This is a genomic window from Candidatus Phyllobacterium onerii, from assembly GCF_028331445.1.
GTDB classification, from domain to species: Bacteria; Pseudomonadota; Alphaproteobacteria; order Rhizobiales; family Rhizobiaceae; genus Phyllobacterium; species Phyllobacterium onerii.
Genome location: NZ_JAQMHX010000015.1, coordinates 37,548 through 49,983, shown reverse-complemented (window position 1 = coordinate 49,983; position 12,436 = coordinate 37,548). Strand labels below are relative to the sequence as shown.

Sequence of the window (12,436 nt, the reverse complement as noted above, 5' to 3'; positions counted from 1 at the left end):
GTTAACCAACGGCCATTTTCTGCAAGGAGACCAAGCGGGTGATGCCGTTGCGGGCAAGGCCCATCAGCGACAGCAATTCCTCTTCGGTGAAGGGTTCGCCTTCGGCGGTTCCCTGTACTTCGACGATACCACCCTTGCCGGTCATGACGAAATTGGCGTCGGTCTGCGCGGTCGAGTCCTCAAGATAATCGAGATCGATCACGGGTGTGCCATTGGAAATGCCGCAGGAAATGGCCGCGACGTGATCCTTCAGCACCTTTTCCACCTTGAGCATCTGGCGCGTTTCCATCCAGCGCAGGCATTCGTGCAGCGCAACCCAGCCGCCGGTAATCGCTGCGGTACGGGTGCCCCCGTCAGCCTGGATGACATCGCAATCCACGGTGATCTGCACTTCGCCGAGCGCCTGCAGGTCAACGACCGCGCGCAGCGAACGGGCGATCAACCGCTGAATTTCCAGTGTGCGGCCGCCCTGCTTGCCCGAAGAAGCTTCACGGCGCATGCGATCGCCGGTCGAGCGCGGCAGCATGCCGTATTCTGCAGTTACCCAGCCTTTTCCGGTGTTGCGCATCCAGCCCGGCACTTTTTCCTCAAGACTGGCGGTGCACAAGACGTGCGTGTCGCCGAACTTGACCAGGCACGAGCCCTCGGCATGTTTGGAAACGCCGCGCTCAAAGGAAATGGCGCGCATTTCGTCGGGGGCTCGCTTGGAGTGACGCATTGGTAGACCTCTTGTTGATGTGTTCTCGGCCTTTTAACCGTGATGGGGTGATGAAGCAAAGGCTTTGATCAAAGGCTTTGATGATTGCGCGGAGAACGCTTATATCAAGGTCTGACAAGCAAAAGCTGAGGCACGATGAACAGGACCGTTGTTCCGGACACATTGCAATCGCTCGACGAGCGATCGCGCGATATTTTCCGGCGCATTGTCGAGAGCTATCTCGGCGATGGCGAGCCGGTGGGTTCACGCAATCTGTCGCGCATCCTGCCTGTTTCATTGTCTCCGGCGACGATCCGCAATGTGATGAGCGATCTCGAGCATCTCGGCCTCGTCTATGCACCGCATATATCCGCCGGCCGCTTGCCGACCCAGATCGGCCTACGCTTCTTCGTGGATGCCTTCATGGAAGTTGGCGATCTTTCCAAGTCCGAACGCAACTCCATCGAGGCGCAGGTGAGGGCCGGTGAAACGCAATCTGCCGAAAACGTGCTGACGCAGGCGAGCCAGATCCTTTCCGGCATGTCACGCGGGGCAGGGCTGGTGCTCGCGGCCAAGGCTGAAGGAGCGCTCAAACATATCGAATTCGTCAGGCTCGAACCAACAAGGGCCCTCGCCGTGCTGGTCACGCAGAGCGGCGACGTCGAAAACCGCGTCATCGATCTGCCGATTGGCGTGACGCCGTCGCAATTGATCGAAGCCTCGAATTTCCTCAATGCACATATCCAAGGCCGCACCATCACAGAAGCGCGGCAGGAAATCGCCCGGCTGAAGGAAGAAACCCAGCAGGCGCTCGACGCCCTCTCGCAACATCTCGTCGAACAGGGGCTCGCCATCTGGGGCGGCGATGGCGGCGGCCAGCCGGCACGGCTGATCGTGCGCGGGCGAGGTAACCTGCTTGAATCGGTGAGCGCCGAAGCGGATCTTGATCGTTTGCGGCACCTTTTCGATGATCTCGAAACCAAGGAGGGCACGCTGCAACTGCTTGATCTGGCGGAAGCCGGACCAGGCGTGCGCATCTTCATCGGCTCGGAGAACAAGCTGTTTTCGCTTTCCGGCTCATCGCTGGTCATCGCGCCTTACCGCGATTCCGAACAGCGCATCATCGGCGCGCTCGGTGTCATCGGCCCGACAAGGCTGAATTACGCGCGTATCGTACCTATGGTAGATTATACCGCCCAGCTCGTCTCGCGCCTCTTGAGATAGTCATTTGCACTTGATTTTTATGGCCTAAACCTCGATATCCAGCGCAACTTACGAATAATGAATGGACAGGATACATGGCTGAAGACAAGAAAAATCACGACACTCCCGATCTCGACCAGCGCGACCTGAAGAATCCGCGCGATCGCGATGCGCTGAAGCGCGCTGCCGATGATTTTCTCAAATCACGCAAGGCTGAAGAATATGCCCTCGCTCAGGACGACGAGATGGAGGCAAATGCCAACAACTGGGCCGAGCTTGATAAATTGCGCGCCGAGAACGGCGATCTGAAGGACCAGCTGTTGCGGCTTGCTGCCGATATGGAAAACCTGCGCAAGCGTACCGCGCGCGATGTCCACGATGCGCGTGCCTATTCGGTCGCGAATTTCGCCCGTGACATGCTCTCTGTTTCCGACAATCTGAAGCGTGCTTTGGAGGCCATTCCGGCCGATGTGCTGGCAAGTGGCGATGCAGGGTTCAAGACCCTTGCTGAAGGCGTCGAGATCACCGAGCGTTCGCTTATGTCGGCAATGGAACGCCATGGCGTCAAGAAACTCGATCCCTTGGGCCAGAAATTCGATCCGAATTTCCACCAAGCGATGTTCGAAATTCCAAATGCCGATGTGCCGCACAACACCGTGCTGCAGGTCGCCCAGAGCGGGTTCGTCATCGGTGACCGCATGCTGCGTCCGGCGCTTGTCGGTGTATCAAAAGGCGGTCCGAAACAGGCTGCTGCCGAAGGTCAGCCGGAGCCTGGCCCGATCAATCCGCAGGCAGAAAAAGACGCCTGATCCGACCACCAGAACAGCTTTGGGAGCCACATTTCTACAGCGGAATGTGGCTCTTTTCATTTTGCCGGGTCATGCACTATCGTGACGAGAACAACGGCGCAGGGGGGACAGCCGATGACCATGATCCAGCTCTTCAACTATGCCGGAGTATTCGTCTTTGCTGCGACAGGCGCTTTGGCGGCATCGCGTCGCCAGCTCGATATCATCGCCTTCGTGTTTCTCGCCGCCGTCACCGGCATCGGCGGTGGCACATTGCGCGATCTGATCCTTGGTGTGCCGGTATTCTGGGTCAAGGATCCCGGAAATCTTATGGTCTGTGCTGCGGCAGCGATTCTCGTCTACTTTTCCGCCAATCTGCTCGAATCGCGCTACCGCGTTCTGCTTTGGCTCGATGCACTCGGTCTTGCCGCTTACAGTGTTATCGGCGCGGCCAAAAGCCTGGCACTGGGCTTCGACTCAACGATTGCGATTGTTACCGGAATCATGACGGCGACGTTTGGTGGAATTCTGCGTGATATCATATCCGGAGAACCGTCCGTGCTGATGCGGCGAGAGATCTATGTGACCGCCGCCCTCGCTGGGTCAGTCACATACATCGTGCTGCACAGCCTCGCCGTCGGGCCGGAGATTTCCGCACTCGTCGCAGCGCTCGCCGCGTTTGTCGTACGCGGCGGTGCGCTCTATTTCGGCTGGGCGCTGCCGACATATCACAAGCGCGGTCGCACATCGGAAGAGCTGAAGCGCGAGGGCTATATCAAATCAAAGTAGTCCGGCTTGCTCGGCAGCCGCTTTCAGGTTCTGCTGCGGGCGCGGACCGATTTGCTGAATGACAAGACCTGCCGTGAGCGAACCAAGCTTCGCGCAATCCGTCAAGGACCGGCCATTCGTATAGCCAAACAGAAAGCCGGCGGCATAAAGATCGCCAGCGCCAGTCGTATCGACCAGTTCCGTAATCTCGATCGCCGGTACGGCAACGGTCTCATCCTTGGAGACCACGACCGAGCCCTTTTCCGAGCGGGTGACGGCTGCAAGTTTGCAATCCTTGCGGATGAGTTCCAGGCCCTTTTCGAAATCATCGGTCTGATACAGCGACTTCAATTCCGCCTCATTGGCAAAGACGATGTCGACCGTGCCGGAGCGCATGAGTTCGAGGAATTCCTCGCGATAGCGATCGACGCAGAAAGGGTCTGATAGCGTCATCGACACTTCGCGACCATGTTCATGCGCGATCTTCGCCGACAGGCGGATTGCTTCCTTGGCCCGTGGCGGATCCCAGAGATAACCTTCGAAATAGGTCACCTTGGCTTCGGAAACCTTGGAGCTTTCAACATCTTCCGGTCCAAGCTCGACGCAGGCGCCGAGATAGGTGTTCATCGAACGCTCGCCATCGGGCGTAACGAAGATCATCGAGCGCGCGGTGGGCGGAGGGGCATTCAAAACACGGGTGTCGAAGGCAACGCCTTGTGAGCGGATATCGTGGATGAAGACATGCCCGAGTTGGTCGTCTGCGACCTTGCCGAAATAAGCGGCGCGTCCGCCGAGACTGGCGACGCCTGCGGCGGTGTTGCCGGCACTTCCACCAGAAGCTTCGATCGCTGGACCCATGCGCTCGTAGAGGAACTCCGCACGATCGGCATCGATCAGGTTCATGGCGTTCTTGATGATGCCGTTCTTGATGATGAAATCATCATCGGTGCGGGCGATGATATCGACAATGGCATTGCCGATGCAAAGCACGTCAAAGTTGGACATGAAAACTCCGGGATTGAACTGTTCGGTACCTGTTGGCGGTTATTTTGGCGCCTGTCCTAGCGCGTCGGCAGCCGGTTGACTACCCCTTCTTTGGTGTGCTGCCTTGTCTTGACTATGGACTACTCCTATGTCCGCAACCCGGAAACTTTTGAAAGCGACCCTAAATGATCGTGGAAAGCGCCCGCGCTGCGGCCAATCATCTGTTTCACCCGGAGTTTCGTGCTGTCCTGTGGAAATCTATTGGACTGACTGTTTTACTGCTCATCGGCATATGGTTCGGTCTGCGGGAACTGTTCGAAGCGCTGGCCTGGCCGTTTTTCGATCAGATGCTGCCGGAACTGCCGTCGTGGGTTGGATGGCTCGGCTTCATCGCCGGCATTTTTGCCAGCATTGGGCTTGCGCTTGGACTGGCGCTGCTCATCGCACCCGTCACGGCAATCGTTGCCGGGCTCTTCCTCGATGATGTGGCGGAAGTGGTGGAAAAAGAAGATTATCCACTTGATCCAAAAGGACGGCCATTGCCTGCTGTCCGATCACTGATCCTGTCCGTGAAATTCCTTGGCGTCGTTATCCTCGGCAACATTGCTGCTTTGCTGATGCTGCTGATCCCCGGGATCAACATCATCGCGTTCTTCGTCGTCAACGGCTATCTGCTCGGCCGCGAGTTCTTCGAATTTGCAGCGATGCGCTTTCGCCCGGAAATGGAAGCCAAGGCGCTGCGCTCAAAACATGCAACGACAGTGTTTTTGGGAGGGCTGGTTATCGCCGCCTTCATGGCGATCCCGATCCTCAATCTTTTGACCCCGCTCTTTGCTGCGGCGATGATGGTTCATTTGCACAAGGCGGTCGCGCAGTCCGAGCCGCCAGCCACTGTGATCAGATAATTTGTGGCGGTAGCGGCACCAGTGGCGCCGGTATTTCCGAGGTCTTCTCCGCCGCCTTGCAAATATCCGCGATAACGCAGGAAGGGCATTCCGGTTTGCGCGCCTTGCAGATATAGCGGCCATGCAGGATAAGCCAGTGGTGCGCGTGATAGAGATATGCAGAAGGAATTACCTTCATCAACCGCGCTTCTACCTCCTCCGGCGTCTTGCCAGGTGCAAGGCCCAGCCGATTGCCGATACGGAAGATATGCGTATCGACGGCCATGGTCGATTGGCCGAAGGCCATATTGAGGACGACATTAGCCGTCTTGCGGCCAACGCCGGGCAATTTGATCAGCTCGTCGCGGTCATCCGGAACCACGCTGGCATATTGGTTGACGAGCGCCTTGGACAAAGCGATGACATTCTTCGCCTTGTTGCGCCAAAGTCCGATGGTACGGATATAGTCGCCGACCTTTGCTTCGCCCAGAGCCAGCATCTTTTCCGGCGTGTCCGCAACCTTGAACAGGGCTCGCGTCGCCTTGTTCACACCGGCGTCGGTCGCTTGCGCTGAAAGCACCACGGCGACGAGCAGGGTGAAGGGATTGATATGCTCGAGCTCGCCCCGGGGCTCGGGGCGCTGGATCGAAAAACGCCGGAAGATTTCATGGATTTCCGCAGCGGTGTAGCGTGTGCCGGGAACGTTGCGCGCCTTAGCCGATTTAGCAGGCTTCACATAATCTTCATCGATTTTACGCTTGGGATTTTCCATGGTGCATCTATACTTAAAGCCCATGAGCCAAACAATGAACCCATTTGACGCTGCGGGCCAAAACGAGGAAGAAATTTTTCGTGCGCTTCTCGTGCCTCATCGTTCGCTGGGTCAAACTGGTTTTCTCATTCTTATGGCAACGATGGGCGTCAGCAGCTTCTTCACCGGCCTGTTTTTTCTGTCGCTTGGCGCCTGGCCGGTTTTTGGCTTCTTCGGTCTCGATGTTCTGCTGGTCTATATCGCGTTCCGGATGAATTATATCTCGGCAAAGGCCCATGAAGAGGTGAGCGTTTCGCGTATCGCCTTGCAAATCCGCCAGGTTGCCCCGTCAGGCCGGGCCAAACTGCATGAATTCAATCCCTTCTGGACGCGGTTCAGCGTCGCCCGTCATGCGGAAATCGGCATCACGTCGATGTTGGTCGAAGGACAGGGCAAGGCAGTGGCGATTGGCTCGTTTCTCAATCCCGATGACCGTGAAAGTTTCGCTTCCGCGTTCCAGATGGCGCTTGCGACAGCCAAGCGACGGTAAATCCACGCCTTGCAAGAATCGGGTGGCGACAAGAGCCCCACAGTGGTCATATAGCCTCAAAAGAGAGGTAAAAGCTCATGAAACCACATGCCATACTTCAGAAAGACATCACCCCGACCGGCGACGATTATGCCATCGTCAGTCATATCATCGAACGTATCAGCAAGGACTATCGCGACCAGCCGTCGCTTGAGACGCTGGCCCGCGATACCGGGCTGTCGCCAACCGCGCTGCAGAAGCTGTTTACCCGCTGGGCGGGCCTTTCTCCCAAAGGCTTCCTGCAGGCAGTGACCATCGACCACGCCCGTCGTCTGCTGGACGAGGGTATGCCCTTGCTCGAAACTGCCTACGAAACGGGACTTTCGGGTCCGAGCCGGCTGCATGATCTCTTTGTCACGCACGAAGGCATGTCACCGGGCGATTACAAGACCCGCGGTGCAGGGCTGACAATCCGCTACGGCTTTCTGATTTCGCCGTTTGGCCTGGCGCTGGTGATGGTGACGGACCGCGGGCTGGCGGGTCTGGCTTTTGCTGATCCGGGCAAGGAACGCGAGGCATTGGCCGACATGACATCGCGTTGGCCAAATGCCAATTATGTCGAAGATCTGGCGGCCACTGCACCCTATGCAGCGCGTATCTTCAACCCGGCAGAATGGCGCGCCGACAGGCCGCTCAAGGTGGTCACGATCGGCACTGATTTCCAGCTGCGTGTCTGGGAAGCACTGCTGAAGATCCCGATGGGCAAATGCGTGGCCTATTCGGATATCGCTGCCGATATCGGGTCTCCCAAGGCTTCGCGCGCCGTGGGTGCCGCTGTCGGCGCCAACCCGGTCAGTTTCGTCGTCCCCTGCCACCGGGCAGTCGGCAAGTCCGGAGCTCTGACGGGCTATCATTGGGGCTTGACCCGCAAACGCGCCATCCTCGGATGGGAAGCCGGTCAGCTGACCGGCGAGGCGGCCCAAGCGCAGGCGGGTTGAGCTCTGTTTCTCAACCTCCCCCTTGTGGGAGGGAAGCTGCGTAGTAGCGGGGAGGGGCCTTTGAAACACTAAGTTTTCAAGAGACCCCTCCCGGATCTGCGGTCCTGCCCTCCCCACAAGGGGAGGGTTCGTGTCGGCGCCTCATGGAAAGGCTCTCCATCTCCCAAGAACCCTCTTGACCTTCCAGTTACTGGAAAGACTACCTTGGATGCACTATCTGGTTCATAACCGAAAGTTGCATCATGAAACACCACCATACAAGCCACGATCATTCCTGCTGCAGCGGGGAGAAACGCGCGGAAGTTCCAATCGTGCGCGATCCGGTATGCGGGATGATTGTAGACCCGGAGGCGAACAAACCGGTAGCCGAACATGGCGGGCGGCTGTTTCATTTCTGCTCCGCGGGCTGCCAGAGCAAATTCATAGCGGAGCCGGACACCTATCTCGATGCGATCGATTCTGTCTGTGGCATGAAAGTAGACCGGGCGAGCGCGAAACATTTCCTGCGCCATGAAGGTGAAAAATACTATTTCTGCTCGGCAGGTTGCTTGGCCAAATTTGAGAACGCGCCGCAGGACTATCTCGGCGACCGACCAGCGCTCAAAGCCCTGCCCGCCGGGACGCAATATACCTGTCCCATGCATCCAGAGATCATCCGGGATGGTCCGGGTTCGTGTCCGATCTGCGGGATGGCGCTGGAGCCTGCGGGCATCCCGACTGGAGATGAAGGGCCGAACCCGGAGCTGGTGGATTTCACCCGCCGCTTCTGGGTCAGCGCCGCGTGTTCCGTTCCCCTGCTTCTGATTACCATGGGTCCGATGTTGGGGTTGCCGTTGCGTGCCTGGATTGGCGAGAGTTTGGCTACGTGGCTGGAATTCGCGCTGGCAACTCCGGTCGTGGTCTGGTCGGCCATTCCCTTCTTTGAGCGGGCCTGGGCATCTTTCATCAACCGCAGCCCCAACATGTGGACGTTGATCGCCATCGGTGTCGGCACAGCCTACGCTTTCAGTGTCGTCGCCACGTTCTTGCCGGATATTTTCCCGCATTCCTTCCGCATGCATGGTGGCTCCGTACCAGTTTATTTCGAAGCGGCGGCGGTGATCGTAACGCTCGTCTTCCTTGGCCAGATCCTCGAACTGAGAGCACGTGAACGCACCGGTTCTGCCATCCGCGCACTTTGGGACCTTGCACCCAAGACGGCCCGGCGCGTTGCCGAAGATGGGACAGAAACGGATGTGCCATTGGACGAGATAATTGTCGGCGACCGGTTGCGCGTGCGCCCAGGCGAAAGCGTGCCGGTGGACGGCATCGTGCTCGAAGGACACTCCTCCATCGACGAATCCATGCTGACGGGAGAACCGCTACCGGTCGAAAAGATCGAACATGACACCGTGACCGGCGGCACGCTCAATCGTAACGGCACTTTGATGATCAAGGCGGAAAAGGTCGGCGCTGATACGGTTCTGTCGCAGATCGTCGGCATGGTCGCGTTGGCCCAGCGTTCGCGCGCACCGATCCAAGGCCTTGCCGATCGCGTCGCCGCCTGGTTTGTTCCGGTTGTGGTGCTGGTTGCAATCGTCGCCTTCATCGTCTGGTCGCTCGTCGGACCGGAGCCAAGCATGATCTATGGCCTGGTTGCCGCTGTTTCCGTGTTGATCATCGCCTGCCCTTGTGCGCTCGGTCTGGCAACACCGATGTCAATCATGACCGCCACCGGGCACGGGGCGCACGCGGGCGTACTGATCAAGGATGCGGAAGCTCTCGAACGGTTCGCAGCCGTCGATACGCTGATCGTCGACAAGACCGGAACATTGACGGAAGGTAAGCCAAAACTTACTGATATTGTTGTGCAACCGGGTTTTGCTGAAGACGAATTGCTGGCTCTTGCCGCAAGCCTCGAGAAAGGCTCCGAACACCCGCTCGCCGAAGCGATTGTCGAGGGGGCAAAGTCGCGCAGTCTTACGCTTGCCGATGCGATCGATTTCGAAGCAGCTACAGGCAAGGGCGTATCCGGAACGGTCAACGCCAGAAGCGTGACGCTTGGCAACAAGGCCATGATGCAGGACACCGGTACAGATGTCTCACAATTGATCGAGCAAGCCGACCAATTACGTGCACTAGGCAAGAGCGCGCTTTTCATCGCGGTCGATGGCAGGGCCGCCGGGATCGTTGCGGTTGCCGATCCAGTCAAGGCGACGGCCGTGGAGGCAATCCGCTTGCTGCATGAGGCGGGGCTGAAGGTCATCATGGCGACCGGCGACAACGCTGTGACAGCGCAGGCAGTTGCACGCTCGCTCGGCATTGATGAGGTTCGGGCCGATATGCTGCCGGAGGGAAAGAAACAACTCATCGATGCGTTGCATGCCAAAGGCGCCAAGGTCGCGATGGCCGGCGACGGCGTCAATGATGCACCTGCGCTTGCTGCGGCCGATGTCGGCATAGCGATGGGTACGGGAGCGGATGTAGCGATGCAGAGTGCCGGAATAACTTTGGTGAGGGGTGACCTGAACGGCATCGTTCGCGCTCGCCATCTTGCCACGGCCACGATCCGCAATATCAAGCAGAACCTGTTCTTCGCCTTCGTCTACAATGTGCTCGGTGTGCCGGTCGCGGCGGGGGTGCTGTATCCGGTGTTCGGTCTGTTACTCTCGCCCATGCTGGCTGCAGCGGCCATGAGCCTTTCATCCGTGTCGGTCATCGCGAACGCGCTGCGGCTACGGACAATAAGATTGTGAGGTCCCATGAATATCGGTAACGCTTCTGATAAATCCGGCCTGCCCGCCAAAACGATCCGCTACTACGAGGATATTGGCCTCCTGAAGCCGGATCGGGCGGACAATGGCTATCGCGATTATTCGATGTCGGATGTGCACAAGCTGCGCTTCTTGCAGCGCTCTCGCGGACTGGGGTTTTCGGTGGAAGAGTGCCGCCAGTTGCTGGCGCTCTATGGGGATAAGAGCCGTGCGAGCGCCGACGTCAAGTCGATCGCGCAGTCAAAGCTTCAGGAAATCGAGCGCAAGATTATCGAACTGCGCGAACTACAGCTCACACTGAAACATCTGGTTACGCATTGCCATGGTGACCAGCGGCCAGATTGTCCTATTCTGGAGAGCATTTCCGGCACGGCTGGGTCTAGCTGAGCGTAGATACGACATCCGCAGAAATGCGCAGTTCACGTAGCGGGCGAACGACAGCGGTCGTTTCGCTGTAGATCGGATGCGCCTTGTAGGCTGCCAGCGCTTCGGCGCTCTCGAACTCGCCATAGACGACCACATCGATTTCGCCGGAAATCGGGTCCGTTTTCGTATTGGGCATCACTTCGAAAACAGACGAGTAGGGGATTTCACCAAGGCGCCGAAGGCCCCTCACGATTGTCTCGACGTCTTTCCTGTCACGGGCGCTGAAGAATACAATATGGCGGATCACGATGTTGCTACCTGCTGCATTTTCACTGCGCCGGACTTTTCATACTCCGCCCCTGTCAGTCAATAGATGCGCTGTCGCAGCTCCTAGTCCAACCCGTCACTCGGCGGCGAGCTTTGCCATCGGATTGTTCGGATGCGTGGTCCAGTTGGCATAATCCGGCTGGATCGGCATTTTGGTACGCGGATCGACGCCTGAAACCATCGGTTCCATAGTGATGCAGTTTTCAACAGGGCAAACACTGACGCAGAGGTTACAGCCGACGCATTCCTCGTCGATGACTTCAAAGTGCCGCGCGCCATCGACCATCGATGTGATCGCTTGATGCGATGTGTCCTCGCAGACGATGTGGCAGCGGCCGCATTTGATGCAAAGTTCCTGATCGATCTGCGCCTTGGTAATGTAGTTCAGGTTAAGGTACTGCCAGTCGGTGACATTCGGCACGGCAAGGCCCTGGAAGTCGTCGATGGTGCGGAACCCGCGGGAATCCATCCAGTCGGAAAGACCGGAAATCATTTCCTGCACAACCTTGAAACCATAGGTCATGGCTGCCGTGCAGACCTGTACATTGCCGCAGCCGAGTGCGATGAATTCCGCCGCATCTCGCCATGTGGTGATACCGCCGATGCCGGAAATCGGCAGGCCGCGTGTTTCAGGATCGCGGGCGATTTCCGCTACCATGTTCAGCGCAATCGGCTTGACTGCCGGGCCGCAATAGCCGCCATGCGAGCCGCGTCCATCGATGGTCGGGTTCGGGGCGAAGTTATCGAGATCAACTGAAACAATCGAGTTGATGGTGTTGATGAGCGATACGGCATCGGTTCCGCCGGATTTGGCGGCGCGGGCGGGTTTGCGAATGTCCGTGATGTTTGGCGTCAGTTTGGTGATGACCGGCATGCGGGTATATTGCTTGCACCAGCGCACCACCATTTCGATGTATTCCGGCACCTGGCCGACAGCGGCACCCATTCCGCGCTCGGACATGCCATGCGGGCAGCCGAAATTCAATTCGATGCCATCCGAGCCAGTCGCTTCTACGAGCGGCAGGATGGCCTTCCAGGCTTCCTCCTCGCAGGGCACCATGATCGAGGCGATCAGGGCGCGATCCGGCCATTTCTTCTTGACCTCGGTCATTTCCCGCAGGTTTACTTCGAGCGGGCGGTCGGTGATGAGTTCGATGTTGTTGAAACCGAGCAGGCGCCGGTCCGGACCGTGAATAGCGCCATAGCGCGGTCCGTTGACATTGACGACAGGTGGGCCTTCTTCACCTAGGGTTTTCCAGACAACGCCGCCCCAGCCCGCCTTGAAGGCGCGCTCGACATTATAGGCCTTGTCCGTGGGTGGAGCAGAGGCAAGCCAGAAAGGGTTCGGAGATCTAATGCCAAGAAAATTCGTTGAAAGATCAGCCATG

At 58.1% G+C, this 12,436-nt stretch carries 13 protein-coding genes; 8 read left to right on the top strand and 5 right to left on the bottom strand.

Going from position 1 to position 12,436, the window contains the following annotated elements:
• Nucleotide 1 precedes the first annotated feature (1 nt).
• Nucleotides 2-718 (bottom strand): ribonuclease PH, encoded by a 717-nt coding sequence (gene rph / locus PHA01_RS24535; RefSeq protein ID WP_271898906.1) that lies wholly within the window; start codon nt 716-718, stop codon nt 2-4.
• A 135-nt stretch (nt 719-853) separates the two neighbouring features.
• Here rph and hrcA point away from each other — a divergent pair, with 135 nt between their 5' ends.
• The 3 genes from hrcA (at nt 854) to PHA01_RS24520 (ending at nt 3,477) form a co-directional block, all read left to right on the top strand.
• Nucleotides 854-1,921 carry a heat-inducible transcriptional repressor HrcA gene (gene hrcA / locus PHA01_RS24530; RefSeq protein ID WP_271898905.1) on the top strand — a complete coding sequence of 356 codons (1,068 nt, stop codon included), beginning with the start codon at nt 854-856 and terminating at the stop codon, nt 1,919-1,921.
• Nucleotides 1,922-1,995: 74 nt separating this feature from the next.
• Nucleotides 1,996-2,709, top strand: coding sequence for a nucleotide exchange factor GrpE (grpE, locus tag PHA01_RS24525; protein ID WP_271898904.1), 714 nt, complete (start codon nt 1,996-1,998; stop codon nt 2,707-2,709).
• A 114-nt stretch (nt 2,710-2,823) separates the two neighbouring features.
• A complete protein-coding gene (locus PHA01_RS24520) occupies nt 2,824-3,477 on the top strand; it encodes a trimeric intracellular cation channel family protein (RefSeq protein WP_271898903.1) in 654 nt (217 codons plus the stop codon).
• Here the strand turns inward: PHA01_RS24520 and PHA01_RS24515 are convergent.
• Nucleotides 3,469-4,461 carry an adenosine kinase gene (locus PHA01_RS24515; RefSeq protein WP_271898902.1) on the bottom strand — a complete coding sequence of 331 codons (993 nt, stop codon included), beginning with the start codon at nt 4,459-4,461 and terminating at the stop codon, nt 3,469-3,471. The genes PHA01_RS24520 and PHA01_RS24515 overlap by 9 nt on opposite strands.
• A 164-nt stretch (nt 4,462-4,625) precedes the next feature.
• Between PHA01_RS24515 and PHA01_RS24510 the strand changes: the two genes are divergently transcribed.
• Nucleotides 4,626-5,345, top strand: a complete 720-nt coding sequence (locus PHA01_RS24510; protein WP_271898901.1) for a sulfate transporter family protein — start codon at nt 4,626-4,628, stop codon at nt 5,343-5,345.
• Here the strand turns inward: PHA01_RS24510 and nth are convergent.
• Nucleotides 5,338-6,096: an endonuclease III gene (gene nth, locus PHA01_RS24505; RefSeq protein ID WP_417021031.1), complete on the bottom strand. Its 759-nt coding sequence runs from the start codon at nt 6,094-6,096 to the stop codon at nt 5,338-5,340. The genes PHA01_RS24510 and nth overlap by 8 nt on opposite strands.
• A 34-nt stretch (nt 6,097-6,130) precedes the next feature.
• Between nth and PHA01_RS24500 the strand changes: the two genes are divergently transcribed.
• From PHA01_RS24500 to cueR, 4 genes are all read left to right on the top strand, one after another.
• Nucleotides 6,131-6,625 (top strand): DUF2244 domain-containing protein, encoded by a 495-nt coding sequence (locus PHA01_RS24500; RefSeq protein WP_271898899.1) that lies wholly within the window; start codon nt 6,131-6,133, stop codon nt 6,623-6,625.
• A gap of 77 nt (nt 6,626-6,702) precedes the next feature.
• A complete protein-coding gene (locus tag PHA01_RS24495; protein ID WP_271898898.1) occupies nt 6,703-7,602 on the top strand; it encodes a bifunctional helix-turn-helix domain-containing protein/methylated-DNA--[protein]-cysteine S-methyltransferase in 900 nt (299 codons plus the stop codon).
• Between the two features lie 242 nt (nt 7,603-7,844).
• Nucleotides 7,845-10,337: a heavy metal translocating P-type ATPase gene (locus PHA01_RS24490; RefSeq protein WP_271898897.1), complete on the top strand. Its 2,493-nt coding sequence runs from the start codon at nt 7,845-7,847 to the stop codon at nt 10,335-10,337.
• 6 nt (nt 10,338-10,343) lie between these two features.
• Nucleotides 10,344-10,742 carry a Cu(I)-responsive transcriptional regulator gene (gene cueR / locus PHA01_RS24485; protein ID WP_271898896.1) on the top strand — a complete coding sequence of 133 codons (399 nt, stop codon included), beginning with the start codon at nt 10,344-10,346 and terminating at the stop codon, nt 10,740-10,742.
• Here the strand turns inward: cueR and PHA01_RS24480 are convergent.
• A complete protein-coding gene (locus tag PHA01_RS24480; protein ID WP_271898895.1) occupies nt 10,735-11,028 on the bottom strand; it encodes a Dabb family protein in 294 nt (97 codons plus the stop codon). The genes cueR and PHA01_RS24480 overlap by 8 nt on opposite strands.
• Before the next feature lie 96 nt (nt 11,029-11,124).
• Nucleotides 11,125-12,435 carry an NAD-dependent dihydropyrimidine dehydrogenase subunit PreA gene (gene preA / locus PHA01_RS24475; protein ID WP_271898894.1) on the bottom strand — a complete coding sequence of 437 codons (1,311 nt, stop codon included), beginning with the start codon at nt 12,433-12,435 and terminating at the stop codon, nt 11,125-11,127.
• Nucleotide 12,436 lies beyond the last annotated feature (1 nt).